Below are 19,325 nucleotides of genomic sequence, written 5' to 3'. Positions count from 1 at the left end.
GATACATTTCCATCAGTAGTTGTTGTGACAGCCCCATCATAGGTATTTCTACCTGGGGGATTAAGTTTTGATTTTGCTGCTGAAATGAGTCTTTAATTTATTATGTTTTTTGAAATAAGGAGGGAGTCTATGTGAGGATAGTAAAGAAAATTCAGCTTTTGGTTACCCTTGCGATCCTTACTAATTTGTCTCCACAATCTATCAGGAGCCGATGATAAAGACCTGGTATAAGACCAGAATCTATTGATGATTCTGAATAAAGGGGTGATGGTTTGCTTATTTGGCTGTATTTTATTCTGCCACTATCCTGTGTACTGTTCCTTTATAACTGTTTTGCCTTGTTCAAAAAGATCCACGAGGGCAAGAATCTGTCCATCCGAAACATTATATTCGCTTCAATAGGACTCTACCTGATGATTTTTATTCCTGCTTGGTTTATTGCGTTGGAAGCTGGCAGAGCATATTAAAAAAAGCCCCGCAGGGCTCAAAACTTCTCCGGATTCTCAATTTTCATCGAAGCGATTTCGCCGCATCTTTTACAAAATGTATAAATAACGCCCGAGCCCCATGAAAAAGGCTTATTAATCGGCATGACCCGGGCATACCCGTTATTTAACTTGCCTTTGACAAATTCAGTCCTCCCGCATGCTTTACAAGCTGTTTGTGCTTGGTTCATGATATCCACCCCGCAAGAAGTATTTTAATTGTATACGTTTAGTTCAGTAATTAAGTTTCTTGAAAAGGAGTCTAAACGATGATAATCAGAACCTTCACCGAGCAGGACACCACACAGATTGTCGCTCTTTTCTACGGGACAGTACATTCGATAAACAAACGGGATTACTCTCAGGAACAACTTAACGCCTGGGCGGCGTATGAGGATGAGAGTCTGCGGCTTAACACATGGAAGGTAGCTCTAAGCCAAAATCTCAGCTATGTTGCGGAGATAAATACTGAGATTGCCGGGTTTGCCGATATGACGCAGGCGGGGCATTTGGACAGGCTTTTTGTACATAAGGATTATCAGCGGCAGGGAGTTGCGTCGGCACTGGTGAGTACACTGGAGGCGGAGGCGCGCAGACTGGGTTTAGTTGAGATCGATACGGAAGCGAGCATAACGGCAAAGCCCTTTTTTGAACAGTCGGGTTACCGGGTGGTCAGGCGGCAGACGGTGGAACGCAGAGGAGTGCAGCTGGAGAATTTTGTGATGGTAAAAAGGTTGCTATGACTTCAGTAGCGTAATCGTTTAAAAATAAACCCAAAAACAAGAAAGCAGCCCGCCTAAAAAGGCAGGGCTGCTTTTCTTAATTAGGCTCAGCCCGTTGCCGCGGGGCATAGCCATTTTTATGAAGTCATGCTGTCCCACAGCGCCTGGAATGCGCCGGATTCCACTTCGAAGAATACCGGTGCGTTGCCGTAACGGACAAGCCCCTGGCCGAAGAGTACCAGCTGAACCTGGGCTTTATCTTCCAGCTCCAGGTAGATAATCTTGCGGTCTTCGCTCTCATAGATGCCTTCCTCCATCAGCGGCTCGGCTGCGAGCGGTTTAGCGGCCTGAAGCGCCGTTACGAAGTTATCCAGCGCCGAACCGTCAGCAAGCGGTGCTTGCTGCTGCAGACCGTTGTTCCAGCTGTCGAAGCTCTCCCACTGGGCCGAGGTGATCCGGCCTTCGAGGTTCAGCTTGCCAATCAGGTCGGCTCCGCTGCTTACGGTGATGCCGTTCGTATGCTCATACAGGTCAGCGAATGCCTGGCCGTCGACTTCTATATAGGACATGATCAGGAAATCGGAATCGTAGCCTTTTACGCTGTAGAGGTCGGCCTCGCCGATGTTGGAGGACAGCTCCGTGTAAGAGTCTTTGCCGCTCCATTCATCGATACCGCCTGAGGTGGTTCCGAGCTTGTCGCCGCGCAGGGCTACGGCGTCTGCAACTTCCATGCGTGTTGCGGACTGGGTGTAAACATTGCCGTGATACACAAACAGGGGAACCATGCTTGCTTTAACCGGAGCGTTCGGATCGGGCAGCTCTACCTTAGGGATCGTGACGCTGCTTCCCGGGTCCACCTGAGCGACCTGCGCCGGAGCCGCCGGGCCATTGATTTGCTGCCAGATATTCGGTCCGGCGATACCGATGCCTGCGGCAATTACCAGGCTTGCTGCGATGTACATTGTTTTACGCGGGCGTTTGCGCTCCTGCTGCTGTTCCATTTTGCTGATCAATCCGTTTTTCATATGTTCAGTTGGTTTCATTGAATCCACCGCTTTCTTGTATTGTTGGCGAAACTTTTCGTCATTCACTCGTTTTCCGCTCCTTCCAGCTCCAGTTTTAATTGCTGCCGTCCCCGCTGAAGCCGCATCTTCACAGCAGATTCACTAATTTGCAGAATACTGCTGATTTTCTGGACCGAATAATCCTCGTAGTAGTAGAGGTGGATCACTGTCTTATACTTCAATGGCAGTGCCATTACGAGCTGCAGCAGCGCCAGATCCATAGGACCGTCTGCAGCCAGCGCTTCGGCACCGTCCAGCTTAACCTCGCGCTTGCGCCAGCCTCTGCCGAGCATTGTTTTGCAGGTGTTGGTCAGCACGCGGATCAGCCACGCTTTCTGGTGCTCGGAGTCACTAAAATCCGGCGCTTTTTCCATCAGCTTAATGAATGTATCCTGAACGGCCTCCTCGGCGTCCTGGCGTCTGCCCAGATGGACCATAGCAATTCTGAATAGCATATCTGAGTAAGCTTCGTAACTCTTTATCACATGATTTCCCGGCCGGGTCATGGATCGCTGCATGATGCAATGACCTCCTTTATACCTGTAACACCACTACGAACGGGATTTGGTCACATTTTGTTTCGGTAAATTTTTATTATTACGCGGCGATGTCACTTCATGCTGATTAAGCCGACAGAATACGGGGTAAAATCCGGTAAGTCTGCATACCTTATTTTGGAAGTTAAATGGATCAGATTGAACAGCTGAAGGGGTGAAGATATGATTAACCTTAAAAATGCTGCAGGAGGATGTCTGTTATTGGCCACCGTTACTCTAAGTGCCTGCAGCAGCGATAATGCAGATAACGCAGCAGGGACGGTTCAACCGTCAGCAGCCGCTGCTACGGAGGAAGCAGCCGCTACAGTTCAGCCAACTGCATCCGCTGCACCGGCGGCAACTGAACAGGCTTCTGCCCAGCCGGCTGCGGGAGCTGCATCGGAAGCACTGCCGGAGAATCTGCCCGAAGACTTCCCGCTTCCGGATGATGCGGTCATCACTGTGTCCCATTCGGAAGAAAATGAAGGCAAGAAGGCAGCACTGCTTATTTTCAAAACCAAGGAGAGCATGGAAGCTGTAACCAAAACCTACAAGGAGTACTTTGCAGACAAGCTGGGAAGCAGTGCTGCACAGACAATCGATGAAAAAAATCTGGTCATCCAGGGCAACACACCGGACAACACACAAGTCTGGTCTGTCATCGGTGGCGAGCTGTCGGCGGAACCCGGCGTGGTTGAGCTTAATATTACCTGGTCGGAGCTTTAAGACACGGATTGAGAAGGTACCCACAACCAGCCCTATCAGGCTGGTTTTTTGCGTGACCGCAGCTAGTATCGAAATACGTCTATCTATCCGGCAGCCTTTGTAGTAAACTGATATCCCTGGAATTAATCCCATATTTATCAAGGAGGTACAGGTATGCAGGAACAACTGGCACGTGCCAACAAAGCGGCGTGGGAAACGAAGGCTTATCAGGCTTGGGTACAGCATCACGGGACTCCGGAGGAGCTTGCCGAAACATTGAAGAACGACCCCCGGCATCCGCTGCGCTACTGGTTGAAGTACATAGGTAATCCGTCCGGCAAAAGAGTGCTTAATCTGCTCGGCTCCCACGGCAGAAAAGCGATACCGTTAGCGCTGCTTGGTGCGGAAGTGAGCGTGGTCGACATCTCTGCGGAGAATCGCCAGTATGCAAGTGAGGTGGCGGCTGCCGCGGGTGTGGAGCTGAATTATATTTGCGCGGATGTTCTGCATATCCCTGATGAAAACTCGCTTGGTCAATTTGATTATGTGCTGATGGAGTTTGGAATTTTGCATTATTTTACTGATCTGAAGCCTTTATTCTCGCTGGTTAACCGCAGGCTGGGGGTGAATGGCCGGCTGCTGCTGACGGATTTTCATCCGTTTGCCAGAGCGTGGAAGAAGACGGAGACGCTCCGCCAGCCGACAGGCCGTTATTTTGACGATACAGTCCGTGAAGGTGAGGTTGCCTTTGCCAGGCTGCTTCCGGAAGCAGAACGTTCGGGTCTAGCCCATGTGCTGACAAAAGCCTGGACGGTGGGGGACATACTGGGTGCGATAGCTGCAAACGGGCTGTATATCCGGACCTTTGAAGAAATTCCCAATTCCGCAGACCCGGGTTTTCCTGAGTTCTATACACTTATTGCCGACAAAATCGATGTGCAGCTGTCTCCGCTAAATCCCCGAATATAGGAATCAGACAACCAAACGCAAGCATATGGGTGAATAAAACACGATTAGGGTGGTGGACCAGTGCTGCGTAACCAGGAGTTCAGAGTCTATATTGTTACCAAAGGGGATATTCTCCGGTTTGTCGCGATTGAGATCGTGCTTGGAATGATGACGTACTCGATTGCGATGAAGCTGTTCCATAATGTGATTTTGGCGAGTGCGGGCGGCTGGGCGGGGACGGAGGGCATCAAGCGGCTGGTTATACTAAAGAATATGTTGGCAAAATAAACGGAATAGCAGAGCAGGCCATCTCTTGGGAGGTGGCTTTTTATTATTCGAATGACCTGCAGAACTTCCAGTCGCCTCTACTATTACTGTTGGAGGATGACGATAATAATGTAGATGTAAAAGAGACAGAGCGGGTGTATAAAAACAAGGGCACATAAAGGACATAACGTCCAGTTATGCTATTACCAATAACATCTTTGAAGGCGGGAACTGGATTGAAGAAGAAGCTTCTGCTCGTGGAGGATGAGATCCGGATCCGTGAGCTGGTGTCAGACTATTTCATACAAAACGGCTGGGAAGTCTGCGAAGCAGACAACGGGCAGGATGCACTGCTCTGGTTCGATTCCCTGATGCCGGATCTGCTGATTCTGGATATTATGATGCCCAGGCTGAACGGGTTCGAGGTATGCCGGGAGCTGCGCAGGAAATCGGCGATTCCAATTATTCTGCTGACGGCAAAGTCTGCAGATGATGATAAAATATATGGTTTTGAAGCCGGGGCGGACGATTATGTAACGAAGCCGTTCAGTCCCAAGGTGCTGGTTGCGCGGGCCAATGCACTGATGAAGCGGGTGGAAGGCGGGCATCTGCCGGATTCCGGCATCATCAAATTCGGCTCTGCGGTCTTTAATACGCTTGCCCACCGGCTGGAGGTCGGAAGTGCCGAGGTGGAGCTGGCCCCCAAGGAATATGAGCTGTTAGGGCTGCTGATCCGCAATAAAGGGATTGTCGTCTCCCGCGATACCATTCTCAGCCGGGTCTGGGGCGTTGAATTTGACGGGGATTCCCGGGTTGTGGACAGCCATATCAAGAAGCTGCGCAGCAAGCTGGGGATAGAGTCACGCTGTATCCGTACGGTGATCGGCACGGGATATATGTTTGAGGAAGAAGCATGAGACGGCGGGGGATTACGTTTAAGCTGTTTGTGATGACGGTGATCTTTTTCCTCTGCTTCTACGGGATGGTTATTCTGAGCCAGCTGCTGTTCTTTGACGGCTTCTACCAGCAGCAGAAGGAAGGCCGGGTCGAAAAGCATCTCAAAAACTTTGGTGCAAGCTATACCAGTGAGCAATGGACCGGCACCCGGCTGTCTCAGGAGCTTGCCCGTTTCATGCTGCGCAACAAGACACAGATGGCCATTGTAAAGCTGGACGGCAAAATGAACTCGGATGACCCGTATCATATGAAGCTGCGGACGGAGGACGGCACGAGTGTAGTCGTGTCTCTGTCGATGTTCATGAATGAGTACGGGGACGCCCTGAGGGCAGCAGATATTCAAGAGGATGATCAGCTGACGCTGGAAGGTGAGGTTTTTGCAGAAGACAGCAGTTCTCCCGACCTGATCTACCCTGTAAGCATTACTACCGGCGGCGGAACAATAGGGCTGCATGAGCCTGAAATGACGAAGCTGTCTGGTACGGTCACTGAGATCGTACTGCCGGATTTCAAAATATGGAACCCGCGGCAGGGCATCCTGTTCGAGGCGCTGGAAGACTGGTTCCCGCTGACTGCCGGGCAGATTGAACAGCTGAAGCGTATGGAAATGCAGAAGCAGGAGTGGACAGCTCCCTGGAGCGGTATCCGTAATTCAGTCATCATTCTTCCTGTTCAGCGGGCCGGCGGGGAGATCGAACTGCTGTTCACAGTTACTTCGCTGCAGGATGTCAAGGATTCGAATGAAGCGCTGCGCTGGTTCTTTTTATATCTAGGTTTGGGCGGATTCGCGCTGATTCTGATCCTCTCGCTGTTCTTCTCCAAGATGGTTGCCCGGCCGCTGATCAAGCTGAATAATATTGCCAAACGGATGGTTTCGCTGGATTTTACAGGAGATAACTCGATCCGCCAAAAGGATGAGCTGGGCAGTCTCTCGAACAGCATGTTCACCTTGTCGGTAAGTCTGGATTCGGCGCTGCGCGAGCTGCGGGAGGCCAACCGGCAGCTGGTTGAGGATATGGAGCGCAAGCAGCGGATGGAGGATATGCAGCAGGACTTTTTCGCCAATGCTTCGCATGAGCTGAAGACTCCGCTCAGTATTATCAAAGGCTTTGCCGAGGGGCTGGAGGACGGTGTGAGCGCCGGCAAGCAGGATCACTATATCAAGGTAATTATTGAGGAAGCCGACAAGATGGAGTTTCTGGTAAAGGATATGCTGGATCTGGCCAGGCTGGAGTCAGGCACCATCAAGCTGCGCAAGAGCTCTTTTATGCTGAGCGAGCTGACCGAGAAGGTGGCAGACAAGCTGGTTCATCTGCTGGAGGATAAAAGGCTGAAGGTTGTAATTATTCCGGCGAATGAGCCGCCGGTCTATGCCGACAGCAGCTGGATCGAGCAGGTCGTGCTGAATTTCATGACTAACGCTATCCGGCACGCAGATGAAGGAAGCACGATTACCGTCAACATTGAGAGTCAAGGGCAGACCAACAGATTCAGCATTCAGAATCAGGGTGAACCCATTCCGGAGGATCAGCTGGAGCAGATCTGGGAACGGTTCTACCGGGCTGAACCCTCCCGCAGCCGGCTGACGGGAGGAACCGGACTGGGGCTATCCATTGCCAAACGGATTCTGGATATGCATGGCTGCCGGTATGCAGTGGAAAACATAGAGAATGGTGTCTGTTTTAGTATGTACTTTGAAGGCTGAACAGGCATACGGCCTTGGGGCCGGTAAAGGAGTGGAACTGTTTTGAAATGGAATTGGCTGCCTTCAATGTGCACGCTGGGTAATTTGGGACTGGGATCACTGTCCCTGATGTACACGATAGAGGAACGATACGAGCTGGCATTATTAATGATTCTGCTCGCTGCATTATGCGATGTACTCGACGGATTGCTGGCAAGAATGCTGAATTGTACCAGCGAATTCGGGAAACAATTGGATTCGCTTGCCGATATTATCTCTTTCGGATTAGCACCGACCTTTCTCATTTTGTTATATAAGCTGGAGAACGTACACTTACTGGGGCCGGCTGCTGCGGTTGGTTTTTTGATCTGCGGTGCCCTGCGTCTGGCCAGATTTAATCTATCAGCCCCTTCCACTGGCTTCACCGGTATGCCGATAACAGCGGCCGGGGTGATTCTGTCGATGCTCTCTTTAATCGCTGAATATATGAAACCGGGATGGGTCATCATGATGATGGGGCTGTTATCCGTCATGATGATTAGTCATATTCCGTTTCCGTCACTCAAAAAATACGTTAACAGGAAGTGAAGCCCATGCCCTGGATCATCGAGATGATTACCCAATACGGATATTTGGCGGTCTTTCTGCTCATGGCGCTGGGGATTATCGGTATTCCTGTGCCGGACGAGCTGCTGATGCTGTTTGTAGGCTATCTGTGCTCGCTTATGGTGCTCAATTTTTCTGTTTCCGTACTGGTATGCTTCATGGGCTCCATCACAGGCACGCTGATCAGCTATACCATCGGGCGGAGAGTGGGGCAGCCGGTGGTAGAGAAATTCGGCAAATGGGTAGGACTGACCCCCAGACGTTTTGCCAGTGTAAAAAGATGGTTTCTGAAGTTCGGCTACTGGACCGTATTTATTGCCTATTTTATTCCGGGGCTAAGACATGTCTGCAGCTATATTTCCGGCATCAGCGCCATGTCCTTCCGCAAATATCTGCTTATCACTACGGCAGGCGCTTTGATCTGGTCCATTTTATTCGTGTCTATCGGCTACTTTGTCGGGGCCAGGTTTTCTTTTGTATAGAGGACCTCACATAAATAGGAAGATACCGCTGTCTATACGTCCAAGCCGTGCAGCAGAGTCTCACATATTCTGAAAGTAGAATAGATGAGAGGATGTGTGAACTTGCTATGGCAACGATTATTGATGTAGGAAGCAGTACGGCCTCAACCGGCAGCCAGACGATCTCCATACCAATTCTGGCACCAGGCGCAAACCTAATCCTGGCGGAGTTCGGACTGTCCACAGTTACCGGGGGTTCGGCTTTGTTGAATGCAAGTATCGGGTTTCAGACGACTTTGGGTGTACCGAGTGTAGTGTTCACCCTGTACCGGGACGGCCAGCCTATCTATAATGTGGGTTCAAGCGGCCTTGCGCTGCTGGCGATACAGCCGATTGCGATGTCTTTCCTGGACAGAAGCGTCCCTGCCGGATACCATGCCTACTCTCTGGGAGTCGCTAACAACAGCTTGAACATCCTGCTGAATACGGCAAGTGTTACCGGACCGGTAACCTACTCGGGCGTATCCATAGGCTAAAATACTCAGCGGTGTATTTACATTCCTGCCATTGCTTGTTATGATCAGGAGTATCAAAAGAGCTTATCAGAAGCGATTAAAGGATGAATGACTCCTTTAGTCGCTTTTTTTTGTGAGCTTTGTAATGTAACTGGAGGGTGTCTTATTATGGAAAAAAGAAGTTTTGAGCTGTTTATGCTGCTTATTGGAGCGTTTATGTTTGCGCTGGCGGTCAATGTATTTATTATCCCTAATGATTTCGGGGAGGGCGGAGTGACCGGGGTATCGATCATTCTCTTCTATCTGCTGAAATGGTCACCGGCACTGGTCGGCTTCACGCTGAACGGGATCTTGCTGATTATCGGCTACAGGCTGCTGGATAAGAAAACGATTCTGTATACTATCATCGCAGTCGCCTTCAATTCCCTGTTCCTGTATCTGACCGAGAACTGGCGGATTGATTCCAGTGAGCCGGTCATTAACGCGATCTTTGCCGGTCTGCTGGCCGGAGGCGGCATTGGACTCATTATCCGGGTTGGCGGTACAACCGCAGGGACGACGATTCTGGCCCGGCTGGCCAATAAATACTGGGACTGGAATATCAGCTATGCGCTGCTGTTTTTTGATCTGATTGTTGCCGGATTGTCCGTGTTTGTGATCGGGATCGAGAAGGTGATGTTCACCTTCGTCATTCTCTTCATCGGCACCAAGGCGATGGAGTTCATTATTGAGGGTGTGAATCCGAAAAAAGCAGTGACCATCATCTCGGCAGAACATGAGCGCATTGCTGCAAAGGTTACCGAGCTTATGGACCGCGGAGTTACGGTGCTGCGCGGCTACGGCTATTATACGGGTGAGGACAAAAATGTGCTCTACATCGCTATCAGCAAACAGGAAGTATCCATGCTCAAAAAAATCGTGCGGGCCGAAGATAAAAATGCTTTTGTTACTATTCATGATGTACGCGATGTGTTTGGGGAGGGCTTCATTGATATTTCCAAATAAAAGGCCCCGGGCGAAAAGTCATTGCCGTTTCACCCAGTCAGCAGCGGGCAAATCACATATGCTATGGTGTACTCTCAATCATGAAGGAGGAATTGGAAATGGGTTGTTATGGTGAAAATGTAGGTCCAGTTGGCGGAGCAAACTGCGGATACGGCAGTCCTTTTACTTCTACTGCTGCAATTCTGGTATTGTTCATCCTGCTGGTAATCATCACTAAGGCATTCTGGGTATAATTGAACCGATAAAATGTGGCCCTGCCGGACTTCCGGCAGGGCTTTTTGTTTAGCAGCTGCCACGGGTTCTGCTGAAAATTCCCGAAAAATTATGTAAAAAGGTAAATTGACGGTTCGCAGGCAGTCATCTATGGGTAACTCCCTCTTTGAAGGTTCATATGAGCTGAATTCCTAAGAGAGGAGGAAAACCTGTGTTTTTTGACCAGTCGCCCTATGACCTTAAACTGGACTGGGGCCAAAGAGGGGCGAGAGCTGCAGCAGAACGCGGAGACATCGTCATATTCGTCGATGTACTGAGCTTCTCGTCCACCGTGGTAACAGCGGTTCAGCATAAGGCCAACATCTATACCCATGCGCCGCCGGTCAATGATCAGGTGAAGGCGTATGCCAAGGAGCTTGGAGCGGACATTATCCGCGGACGGGCCGAGGCGGTAAGGGCAGGGGGCCATTCCATGTCTCCACTGACCTTCAGTTCCGCTGATTACGACCGTAACTTTATTCTGTGCACATTGAACGGTGCAGCCTGCACAAGGATTGCCGCACAAGCGCCTGCACTGCTGATCGGCAGTCTGCTGAATGTCTCAGCTGTTGCCGATACTGCAAACAAGATGAAGCTTGAGCTTGGGAGGGCTGTCACAGTAGTCCCCTGCGGTGAGAAGTGGCCGGATGCCATCGGGGCTGAGAATAACCTGCGCCCCGGCATTGAAGATTACCTGGGGGCCGGCCTGATTCTTTCCAGGCTGTCCGGGAGCAGGTCACCGGAAGCCCAGATCTGCATTGGCGCGCTGCAATCCTCCGGGCAACGGATCGGGGAGCTGATCTGGGAGTCGTCCAGCGGCCGTGAACTGCGTGAACGGGGGTTCGAGGCGGACGTGACCTACTGCTGCCAGATGGATATCAGCTATGCCGTGCCGGTGCTGAAGGATAACCGGTTTGTTAATGGACTACGCCTGGCACAGAAAAGATAACATTTCAGCCGGACTTCAGCTGGATTTCATACTGAATTAAGCTAACCGCTGTAAAGTATTCACATACCCCTCTTATTCATAGATTTGGACCCTGCCTGACGCCGGCGGGGTCATTTTTTTGGAGCCGGCCAGGCAGTTCATCCTTCCGGTTCCTGCAGCAGAATTGAGAAGGTCTGGGTTTCGTGATCGACTTCAATCGCCGCAATGCCGACAAAATCCGGTATCTCCGGATGAACTGCATCCACACTGTAATCCGGATGGGACAGTAATAGCCGGATGACTTGAATAGCTTCCATATCGCTCCCCCTCAAGGACTTATGAAGATATTGTCCCCGCGGAAGTTAACGAATATGTCGCTGGATGAATTTTCTCTCCTCGCTCCGTTCCATCACAGCCATCAGCTGACCCTGGAATACCCGGCGCTGAATCTGGTCAATCCGCTGCAAAGCCAGCTCTTCGGGCACCTGAAAGGTAGTGGCCAGATGATAGACGGCATCCTCGCGCAGTTCCGGCAAAGGTCTGGCAGAGATCATGGAATAGGGCATAGCAGCGTAGAGAATGAAGCGCTCGGATTCATCCTGCTGCGCCTGTGTGAAATGTCCGGGCATCAGAATACGGTTGCCGGCATGGCGGAGCAGATGGCAGAGCTCATGAAGGAATTCCAGGCGCTGCAGCTCCGGCGGAAGGCGGTTGTCCAGGAACATGGTGTACATGCCGGCAGAGGCTTCAACGCTCTTGCTGCGCACATCCAGGTAGTGAACCCAGATGTTCAGGCGTTCAGCTATGTAGGAAATGGAAATATCGGCTGGTTTTCTTACCTGCAGACGCTGGTACAGATCTTCGGTCCAGCTCTCAAGGGCAGTCATTTGGTAGTAAGATTGCATATTATCACCTCTAAATAAGATCGTATGTTCGTATTTATGGGTAAAAGAAAAGCCCGGAGGGCGAAGGATTTCCGGTAGCAGACCGGAACTGGCGTTCTTATGTATTTAAGAATAAAACAATTAAACCTGAATATCAAGTGTTTTTCCAAGATTCGGATGCGGGCTCTGCTGGAGCATCAGGGCCATATTCTGGGCCTGCATTACAGCTGTATCTTTGGCAATGCTCATGACCTGGAGTCCGGCAGCCTGCTTCAGGGACGCCTGGCTCATGACAGTGGATAAGGCGGCAATGTCCATTTCGTACCTCCTGTTTGTTGAAATTTAAGTATAGCCGGCACTCCTTATGTATATCGACTTAAAAGAGTTCATTCATTAGATTTCATTAGGCGAACAGAACTGTTTGCCGATTGGCCCAGACTGCCGGGCTGGCTGCTTCATATTCTGTGCTGTAGGCATAAACATTACAGGGAGGAATATAAAATGGGTGCAGAATACGGTTGCGGTTGCGGAAACAATGTTGGCGGAGTGAATCAAGGGCCTCCTGTGGTTCCGGTTGTAAACCCCTGGATGACTTCGACAAATGCCATTCTGGTACTGTTCATTTTGCTGGTTATTATCACAAAAGCCTGTCTATTCTAAAATCGTTCTTGGCAGCAGCAGCTCCGTCAGGTAAAAGCCCGGACGGGGCTGCCTGCTGTTCCCGCTTATTTGAACATAAACTCTACCCGTGTTCCGTCGGCATAGCCTTCAAGCTGGTTGCCTACCCAGCTGCCTGCACCGCGGTTGTCGCTTGGGGTTATGTATTCAATATCAGCTCCGGCACCGCCTTCAGCACACATAGCCATCGGCCACTCATCGCGGTCATAGCCTTTTTTGGTGGGCACCCCTTTGAGCGATTCCTTGCGGTTCTCCTCCGCATCCTCACGGCTGATCGTACAGACCGCTGACTCGCCGTTCCGGATCGCGTCCTGGATGTGCTCCGCTGTTTCAGGATAACGGTCTGAGGGGAAGACCAGCTGCACTACCTCGGCATCTCCGGTGGACGGCGTTGTTACGGACGGGCCGTTCTCTTCAAACAAGTAGGCTGCCAAGGCCAGCAGAACAACGATAATAAGACTGGGGATGATTTTCTGTTTTTTCACTTGCTCCTCCTGATGATGTTGGGATCTTGTTGCTTTGGTCTAATCAGTATAGCTTACAATTAGCAGATTTTAGTATACTAAATTATGAAAAATAGACTTGAAACGCAGATTATGTCCGGAATGATAAGGAGGAGGATCAGATGAGCGCTAAAATTTCAATTGAAGATGAAACACTTGTTGCCGCTGCCCAGGAGATAATCAAAAAGCGGTATGAGTGGGAAAGACACCATGTCGGTGCGGCGCTGCGCACGAAGACGGGAGAGATTTTTACGGCGGTGCACCTGGAAGCAAGTCTTTCGCGGGTGACCCTTTGTGCAGAGGCCATGGTTATCGGCAAAGCCATTTCAGAAGGCTATAAGGATTTTGATACCATTGTTGCCGTAAGGCACCCAGACCCGGACAGTGAAGACAGAGAGATCAAAGTAGTGTCGCCCTGCGGAATGTGCCGTGAGCTGATCGCCGATTATGGAAAAGACTGCAGGGTGATCGTTCCCGGGGAAGAGAATCTGGAGAAAGCGGATATTCTGAATCTGCTGCCAATGCGATACTCCCGCCAGTAATTCTTTTTATTTACATACATAGATAACCCTTAAAAGTTCATTAAAAATTTTAATATTATCTCTGTTTACCTGCCATCCGCCGCTTCCCTGTACCGGTTGTACCCATACAATGGTACAAAAAAAGGATGGTGGAACAAATGGAACAGCGCATACTCCGGGATCTGCTCGATTCGGCATCCCGGCTGGTAAATGATGCAGCGTGGCAGACTGCCTTCCGCGCCCTGCTGCGGGCTCCGGCAGATGAGAAGCTGGCAGCTCCGGCGCTGAAACTGCTGAACAATCTATATTCACTGCAAGGCAAAGGAATCATCAGCGGGATACATGATTATCTGGAAAGTGCGGATGAGTTCAGCAACAAGCTTAAAGCTACAAGCGGTCAATATGCCGGACTGCACGGCTACGAGCTTGGTGCAATCGGCAACCAGACTGAAGCTCTGATAGCGAACCAGCGTCAGTGGGTGACAGACAGTGCCATCCGCTGGCATAAGGCCGGTGGAATAGTGACCATGAGTTATCATGCCAATCTGCCGGGGACAGCTCCGGCCTGGTCAAATGTCTCGATGAACCTCAGCGAAGCTGATTTTGCCAAATATATAACGCCAGGTACAACCCAATACACAGCCCTGCTGGCTGATCTCGACAAAACGGCACTTACCCTGAAAAAACTGAATGACGCCGGCGTTCCCGTCCTCTGGAGACCGTATCATGAGATGAACGGAGGCTGGTTCTGGTGGGGGCAGAAAAGCCGTTTCCTGGAGCTGTGGAACCTGATGTTCGAGCGTTACACCGTCTATCATAATCTGCACAATCTGCTGTGGGTATGGAGCCCCAATGCCAAGAACCAGTGGAGCGATGAGCCTGCCAAATACTATCCCGGCGCCGGCAGAGCGGATGTGCTGGCCCTGGACATTTACGACGGGGATTATAAAGCCAGTCATCACGATGCGCTGTGGGATCTTGGACGGGGCAAGCTGATCGCTGTCGGTGAGAACGGTAAGCTGCCTTCCGCGGCAGACTTGGCGAAGTCGCAGAACAAGTGGTCCTACCAGCTGACCTGGGCCAAGCTGCTGTATGAGCAGAACACCGAGGCTGCAATCAAATCTTTTATGAATGACGGCTTCGTTATTACCAGGGATGAGTATATAGCTTTGATTGCTGCAGGAGAGCAGGCGCATCCTCCAGGCATTAAAGGGGAGTATTTCAATAACATCGCACTGAGCGGAGCCCCGGCATTGGTCCGGACGGATTCTACCATCAATTTTTCATGGAGACAAGCAAGCCCGGACCCGTTAATCAATGCCGATTTCTTCGCGGTAAGGTGGACCGGTAAACTGAAACCCGATTTCAGTGAGACCTATAATCTCTATACCTATTCGGATGACGGCATACGGGTGTGGGTCGACGGAGTGCTCGTGATTGACAGCTGGATGAAGCAGAGCGGCACCGAGCGCACAGGCAGTGTTCAGCTGATCCAGGGCAAGCTGCATGAGCTGAAGGTCGAGTATTATGAAAACCAGGGGGATGCCAAAGCCATCCTGATGTGGGAGAGCCACAGCCAGCCCAGGGCGGTTATTCCAGCTACAGCTTATGTGCTTGCCTGAAGAGGTATATTTGCAGAAGATCTCCAAATTTTTGGAGATCTTTTTGCGATGAAGACGCTTTAAATTTGAAATATGGAGTTTTCGAGCTTTTTTTACATTAATTTCATTTGCGCTTTACAAAACCCGCCATTATTCTGTTAAGTGGAGGGATTTGAGACGATGAAAAAAGCCTTATTGACAACTTTACTTTTAATGGTAATGATCCTTAGTGCCTGCAGCAATAACAGCTCTGCACCTGCTTCTGAGGAGGAGGTACAGGAGACTGTACAGAATTTCTACAATGAAATGACGAAGTTTGACGAAATGGGCAAAAGCTCATTGGAGAACTTTAACACAACGCTGACTTCTTATTCGACAGGAGCTGCCACGGACAAGGAGCTTGAAAAAGCACTTGATTCTTTCCAGGATACGGCATCTGATATTGCTGACCAGGTCAATGATGTGAAAATTTCCAAGAGTCTGCCGGAAAACGTTGAGACCCTGCTGAGAGACGCTGCCATTGCATTCCAGAGTGCCTATTCCATTAAAGAACAGGCCTCGCAAAGCGCGGCATCCCCGGAGGTTACTGCAGACGAGTTCAACGCCATGAATCAGCAGGCGGATGTAGCGATGCTGTATGGAATCTCCAAAGTGAATCAGGCCAGAGTCGCTGTAGGACTGCTTGAAGAGGACAGCGAGGCTGAGACGGAGCTGGGGACTGTTCCCGGAACCGTGGTGAGTACAGAAGCAGATGCGGATGCTGCAGCAGATACAGACAGCGGGAATGCTGGCGGAACCCCGATAGTTACTGGAACCGGAACGGGTAATTCCGCAAACTAAAGCAAGCTTTTAAACCATTATTATGAAAATAATTAGAGGCGCTGTACAGACTGACTGTGCGCGCCTTTTGCTTGCCGTCTGCGGGATGCTACGCAGGAAGGAATGACAGCAGACCGCTGTTATTTTTTTCTGCTTGATTATAAGCAGGGCCTGCAGATATAATACAAACATATGTTCGTGTTTTGTAAGCGGAAAGCTTGTTAACAATTTAAAGGAGGAACATTGATGAGCAAGCAGCTGGAGGAAGAACTGCAGGATGGCAGCCGGGTGGGCAGGCCGGAACATGGAGGAAGTCCTGTTCACAGAAATGAAGAGGATGTATTGCACCGTGAAGAAGCTGCTGCAGGTCAGCAGAGACTGAAAGGGATTGAGAGCACTCTTGCACAGTCGCTCCGAAGCCATATCCGTATAACACTGGTATTGCATGATGAGGGCAGACAACTGAGCGGTTTTGTCACTTCCATTCATGCCCACTCACGCGAGATTAAGCTGCAGTGGGCAGGGGAATGGAAATGGATTCATGTGGATGACATTGCAGAGGCTTACATCGTCTGATGCCTAAAGTAAGGCAGAGCCGTCAGTCTTTTCATAGGCGATCAGCGTGACCTCTTTGCGGCCCGTTAACCGGGCGATGGCCTCCTCGGCCTGCCGGATTACCTTAACCGCGTCTTCCCTGTCGTCAAGCGCTGCGACTTTATAACTGTCACTGTGAATCTCCATTGGCTAATCCACCTTTCGCGGGTGTAGAGTTAATTCAGCATAAATAGTGTGGCCTTTTGGGCAGAAAAACATCCAAAGCACCTGTAAATCATGGTATAATATGTAAAACTGTGAAGGGGTGAGGCTTGTGTTTGATCCGAGGACGCCGCTGGGCGGTTCTGACGTAGATGCAGCAAAGCTGAGGGCCAAGGAACAGGAAGAACGGATTGTTTCGGGACGGCATACGGGCTTTTTTTCAGAGGCCATTAATTTATTGATTGTCGGCGGGATCTTTATTCTGATTATTGTGATATGGGGCTGGCTGACGTAGCTATGAATATTGGATGAGATGACCCTGTTTTTGCGGGGTCTTTTTGTCATGTGTTGAGTGTTATGTGCAATAGACGCATATGCTTTAGGCAAACCGTACAAGCAAAGCAGGCAGGGAGGACATCTACTATACCAGGGGGTGAGGAAATGCTTACTTTAGATCAGGTAAAAAGCAAATCGGCAGGCTGGCTGGGCAAGCTCCATCCGGTTCTGCTTGCGGGAGCCAGTGCCCTGATCCAGCGCAGCTACGCCAAAGGCATCCCGATCGTTATTACCCAGGGTATGCGGACCATTGCCGAACAAAATGCACTGTATGCGCAGGGGCGCACCAAGCCGGGTAGCATTGTAACCAATGCCAAAGGCGGCTCCAGTTATCATAACTATGGTCTGGCGATTGATTTTGCCCTGCTGCTGCCGGATGGCAAGAACGTCTCCTGGGACACGTCACGTGACGGTAACAATGACAAAACCGCCGACTGGCAGCAGGTGGCGCAGGAAGCGAAGAAGCTGGGCTTTGCCTGGGGCGGGGACTGGACCTCCTTCAAGGATTATTCCCACCTGGAAATGACCTTCGGGCTGACTACAGAGCAGCTGCGGGCCGGCAGACAGCCGACGGTACAGCAGGTTAAAGATGCGCTGGCTGTAATAAATGGCACAACTTCAGGAACGGACCAGGCCATTTCGATAACGCTGAATGGAGTTAAAATTACCAGCGGTCTGCTGGAAAACGGCATAACCTATGCACCGGTGCGCGCTGTTGCTGAAGCACTGGGCGCGAGCGTCACTTACGATGCTGTCACTAGAACGGTAAAGCTCGTCAGGGATTAAGGACCACCTGTATAGATGAGGAGCCACATGGGGAAATTATCAGCGAAATACAATTTCCTCAAAGGGGGCATTTCACTTGAACAAGCTGGTCACTAGCCTTGCCTGCACTACACTATTATCCATGAGTTTACTGGGATCGAGTTATGCGGCTAATGCTGCCGGCACCGGCGGGGGGATGGGATCATCCATTCCGGATACCGGGACATCCGGTATGAGAACAGAGCGCATCCGTGAAACGAACGGCACAGGGGCTAATATCCTGAACGGAACGGATCACCGGATGATGAATCAGACCGGCAATACAATGAACCGCAACGGCGATTCACTGATGAACCGGGTCGAGCAGAGCGGCGACAAGCTGATGAACAGAACCACCGGTACAGTACGTAAAGGTGAGAATATGATGAACAACGCGGTCCGGGGCAACGACAACAGCTCCGTCTCCCCGTTGTCCAACAACACCCAGACCGGCAGATACCGTGCCACCAGCACAACCACGAACACAGACAACGACAGAGGCTCCAACTGGGGCTGGCTCGGTCTGATCGGCCTGCTGGGTCTGGCCGGCATGCGCAGCCGCAGCGGCGAGCGTGAGCGTCACTAGCAGGTAGCCTGCTGCTGTAACGGCGGCTGGGGTGCTGATGGATGACGCAGGAGGCTCCGCCCTTTGTTGGGCGAAGATGAGTACTGATCAGGGGCAGGGATGCCCCTGATTTTAATTTTTTTGGGCGGTATGGGCATGAATCAAAGGCATTTATGCCTTTGAATTGGCTCGATTGGCGCTGAAGGCGTGAATCAAAGGCATTTATGCCTTTGAATTAGCTCGTTTGGCGTTGCAGGCGTGAATCAAAGGCAATAATGCCTTTGAATTAGCTCGATTGGCGCTGAAGGCGTGAATCAAAGGCATTTATGCCTTTGAATTAGCTCGATTGGTGCTGAAGGCGAAAATCAAAGGCAATAATGCCTTTGAATTAGCTCGATTGGTGCTGAAGGCGGGGCATTATAGGTAACTTTGCTCTTTGGGCGTGCTTTTCATGAAGTGACAGCTTCACAGTGCAATAATTAATGTTACTCTATAGGACAAGACCCGTGCAGTTAGCCTAAAGTAGCTCCAATCTAATGTAAATAAAAAAATATTGGCAATATGGATTGCGTGATCACCGGATACATGATATTATATTTCTTGTCGCGTTAGAACGCACACAATACATGCCGGGGTGGCGGAACAGGCAGACGCACAGGACTTAAAATCCTGCGAAGGGTGACCTTCGTACGGGTTCGACCCCCGTCCTCGGCACTACAGTGA

At 50.6% G+C, this 19,325-nt stretch carries 27 protein-coding genes and 1 tRNA gene; 20 read left to right on the top strand and 8 right to left on the bottom strand.

From position 1 onward, the window contains the following. Positions 1–484: 484 nt before the first annotated feature. Positions 485–676, bottom strand: a complete 192-nt coding sequence (locus NST84_RS22510; RefSeq protein WP_342562367.1) for a transcription initiation factor TFIIIB — start codon at positions 674–676, stop codon at positions 485–487. Positions 677–754: 78 nt separating this feature from the next. Here NST84_RS22510 and NST84_RS22505 point away from each other — a divergent pair, with 78 nt between their 5' ends. Further along, complete coding sequence (locus tag NST84_RS22505) at positions 755–1,228, top strand: GNAT family N-acetyltransferase (RefSeq protein WP_342562366.1); 474 nt, start codon at positions 755–757, stop codon at positions 1,226–1,228. A gap of 116 nt (positions 1,229–1,344) precedes the next feature. On the opposite strand, the gene NST84_RS22500 is transcribed toward NST84_RS22505, so the two are convergent. Both NST84_RS22500 and NST84_RS22495 read right to left on the bottom strand, forming a co-directional pair. Beyond that, positions 1,345–2,232, bottom strand: a complete 888-nt coding sequence (locus NST84_RS22500) for a hypothetical protein (protein ID WP_342562365.1) — start codon at positions 2,230–2,232, stop codon at positions 1,345–1,347. Positions 2,233–2,294: 62 nt separating this feature from the next. Next, the gene (locus NST84_RS22495; RefSeq protein ID WP_342562364.1) at positions 2,295–2,789 is read right to left on the bottom strand and encodes an RNA polymerase sigma factor; all 495 of its coding nucleotides are present in this window, start codon (positions 2,787–2,789) and stop codon (positions 2,295–2,297) included. Positions 2,790–3,029: 240 nt separating this feature from the next. Here NST84_RS22495 and NST84_RS22490 point away from each other — a divergent pair, with 240 nt between their 5' ends. The 11 genes from NST84_RS22490 to NST84_RS22440 all read left to right on the top strand — a co-directional run bounded on the left by NST84_RS22490 (position 3,030) and on the right by NST84_RS22440 (position 11,156). Then, positions 3,030–3,533 carry a hypothetical protein gene (locus NST84_RS22490; RefSeq protein ID WP_342562363.1) on the top strand — a complete coding sequence of 168 codons (504 nt, stop codon included), beginning with the start codon at positions 3,030–3,032 and terminating at the stop codon, positions 3,531–3,533. Positions 3,534–3,686: 153 nt separating this feature from the next. Continuing rightward, positions 3,687–4,481, top strand: a complete 795-nt coding sequence (locus NST84_RS22485) for a methyltransferase domain-containing protein (RefSeq protein ID WP_342562362.1) — start codon at positions 3,687–3,689, stop codon at positions 4,479–4,481. A 60-nt stretch (positions 4,482–4,541) separates the two neighbouring features. Next, positions 4,542–4,748: a hypothetical protein gene (locus NST84_RS22480; protein ID WP_342562361.1), complete on the top strand. Its 207-nt coding sequence runs from the start codon at positions 4,542–4,544 to the stop codon at positions 4,746–4,748. A 215-nt stretch (positions 4,749–4,963) separates the two neighbouring features. Further along, the gene (locus NST84_RS22475; RefSeq protein ID WP_342562360.1) at positions 4,964–5,644 is read left to right on the top strand and encodes a response regulator transcription factor; all 681 of its coding nucleotides are present in this window, start codon (positions 4,964–4,966) and stop codon (positions 5,642–5,644) included. Then, positions 5,641–7,389, top strand: coding sequence for a HAMP domain-containing sensor histidine kinase (locus tag NST84_RS22470; RefSeq protein WP_342562359.1), 1,749 nt, complete (start codon positions 5,641–5,643; stop codon positions 7,387–7,389). Before NST84_RS22475 ends, NST84_RS22470 begins: the two co-directional genes overlap by 4 nt. Positions 7,390–7,431: 42 nt before the next feature. Beyond that, positions 7,432–7,956 carry a CDP-diacylglycerol--serine O-phosphatidyltransferase gene (pssA, locus tag NST84_RS22465; RefSeq protein ID WP_342562358.1) on the top strand — a complete coding sequence of 175 codons (525 nt, stop codon included), beginning with the start codon at positions 7,432–7,434 and terminating at the stop codon, positions 7,954–7,956. 5 nt (positions 7,957–7,961) lie between these two features. Continuing rightward, positions 7,962–8,456, top strand: coding sequence for a DedA family protein (locus NST84_RS22460; RefSeq protein WP_342562357.1), 495 nt, complete (start codon positions 7,962–7,964; stop codon positions 8,454–8,456). Positions 8,457–8,563: 107 nt separating this feature from the next. Beyond that, positions 8,564–8,971, top strand: coding sequence for a hypothetical protein (locus tag NST84_RS22455; RefSeq protein ID WP_342562356.1), 408 nt, complete (start codon positions 8,564–8,566; stop codon positions 8,969–8,971). A 147-nt stretch (positions 8,972–9,118) separates the two neighbouring features. Further along, positions 9,119–9,955 (top strand): YitT family protein, encoded by an 837-nt coding sequence (locus NST84_RS22450; RefSeq protein WP_342562355.1) that lies wholly within the window; start codon positions 9,119–9,121, stop codon positions 9,953–9,955. A 98-nt stretch (positions 9,956–10,053) separates the two neighbouring features. Continuing rightward, positions 10,054–10,188: a hypothetical protein gene (locus NST84_RS22445; protein WP_139172006.1), complete on the top strand. Its 135-nt coding sequence runs from the start codon at positions 10,054–10,056 to the stop codon at positions 10,186–10,188. A gap of 191 nt (positions 10,189–10,379) precedes the next feature. Further along, positions 10,380–11,156 carry a 2-phosphosulfolactate phosphatase gene (locus NST84_RS22440; protein ID WP_342562354.1) on the top strand — a complete coding sequence of 259 codons (777 nt, stop codon included), beginning with the start codon at positions 10,380–10,382 and terminating at the stop codon, positions 11,154–11,156. 137 nt (positions 11,157–11,293) lie between these two features. On the opposite strand, the gene NST84_RS22435 is transcribed toward NST84_RS22440, so the two are convergent. From NST84_RS22435 to NST84_RS22420, 4 genes are all read right to left on the bottom strand, one after another. Next, positions 11,294–11,452, bottom strand: a complete 159-nt coding sequence (locus tag NST84_RS22435; RefSeq protein ID WP_342562353.1) for a hypothetical protein — start codon at positions 11,450–11,452, stop codon at positions 11,294–11,296. Positions 11,453–11,497: 45 nt separating this feature from the next. After that, positions 11,498–12,040 carry an ImmA/IrrE family metallo-endopeptidase gene (locus NST84_RS22430; RefSeq protein WP_342562352.1) on the bottom strand — a complete coding sequence of 181 codons (543 nt, stop codon included), beginning with the start codon at positions 12,038–12,040 and terminating at the stop codon, positions 11,498–11,500. A gap of 120 nt (positions 12,041–12,160) precedes the next feature. Then, positions 12,161–12,337: a YjfB family protein gene (locus tag NST84_RS22425; protein WP_342562351.1), complete on the bottom strand. Its 177-nt coding sequence runs from the start codon at positions 12,335–12,337 to the stop codon at positions 12,161–12,163. A gap of 407 nt (positions 12,338–12,744) precedes the next feature. Next, complete coding sequence (locus NST84_RS22420) at positions 12,745–13,182, bottom strand: NucA/NucB deoxyribonuclease domain-containing protein (RefSeq protein ID WP_342562350.1); 438 nt, start codon at positions 13,180–13,182, stop codon at positions 12,745–12,747. 140 nt (positions 13,183–13,322) lie between these two features. Between NST84_RS22420 and NST84_RS22415 the strand changes: the two genes are divergently transcribed. The 4 genes from NST84_RS22415 (at position 13,323) to NST84_RS22400 (ending at position 16,717) form a co-directional block, all read left to right on the top strand. After that, the gene (locus NST84_RS22415) at positions 13,323–13,742 is read left to right on the top strand and encodes a cytidine deaminase (RefSeq protein ID WP_342562349.1); all 420 of its coding nucleotides are present in this window, start codon (positions 13,323–13,325) and stop codon (positions 13,740–13,742) included. Positions 13,743–13,879: 137 nt separating this feature from the next. Next, positions 13,880–15,343, top strand: a complete 1,464-nt coding sequence (locus tag NST84_RS22410; RefSeq protein WP_342562348.1) for a glycosyl hydrolase — start codon at positions 13,880–13,882, stop codon at positions 15,341–15,343. A 159-nt stretch (positions 15,344–15,502) separates the two neighbouring features. Next, positions 15,503–16,162, top strand: a complete 660-nt coding sequence (locus NST84_RS22405; RefSeq protein ID WP_342562347.1) for a hypothetical protein — start codon at positions 15,503–15,505, stop codon at positions 16,160–16,162. A gap of 225 nt (positions 16,163–16,387) precedes the next feature. Beyond that, a complete protein-coding gene (locus NST84_RS22400) occupies positions 16,388–16,717 on the top strand; it encodes a YolD-like family protein (protein ID WP_342562346.1) in 330 nt (109 codons plus the stop codon). 3 nt (positions 16,718–16,720) lie between these two features. Here NST84_RS22400 and NST84_RS22395 read toward each other — a convergent pair whose 3' ends face one another. Then, positions 16,721–16,882, bottom strand: a complete 162-nt coding sequence (locus NST84_RS22395) for a hypothetical protein (RefSeq protein WP_342562345.1) — start codon at positions 16,880–16,882, stop codon at positions 16,721–16,723. Between the two features lie 127 nt (positions 16,883–17,009). Here NST84_RS22395 and NST84_RS22390 point away from each other — a divergent pair, with 127 nt between their 5' ends. The 4 genes from NST84_RS22390 (at position 17,010) to NST84_RS22375 (ending at position 19,316) form a co-directional block, all read left to right on the top strand. Beyond that, positions 17,010–17,192, top strand: a complete 183-nt coding sequence (locus NST84_RS22390) for a hypothetical protein (protein WP_342562344.1) — start codon at positions 17,010–17,012, stop codon at positions 17,190–17,192. Positions 17,193–17,338: 146 nt separating this feature from the next. Then, on the top strand, positions 17,339–18,019 hold the full coding sequence (locus tag NST84_RS22385) for a M15 family metallopeptidase (protein WP_342562343.1): 681 nt from the start codon (positions 17,339–17,341) through the stop codon (positions 18,017–18,019). A 76-nt stretch (positions 18,020–18,095) separates the two neighbouring features. After that, entirely contained in the window at positions 18,096–18,623 is a 528-nt protein-coding gene (locus NST84_RS22380; protein WP_342562342.1) for a WGxxGxxG family protein, read from the top strand. A gap of 607 nt (positions 18,624–19,230) precedes the next feature. Beyond that, positions 19,231–19,316, top strand: a tRNA-Leu gene (locus NST84_RS22375). The last annotated feature ends 9 nt before the right edge of the window (positions 19,317–19,325 follow it).

The organism is Paenibacillus sp. FSL R7-0345 (assembly GCF_038595055.1).
Taxonomy (GTDB): domain Bacteria; phylum Bacillota; class Bacilli; order Paenibacillales; family Paenibacillaceae; genus Paenibacillus_AQ.
Note: the sequence above shows the minus strand (reverse complement) of the source record. Positions and strands in the feature narration are given on the sequence as shown.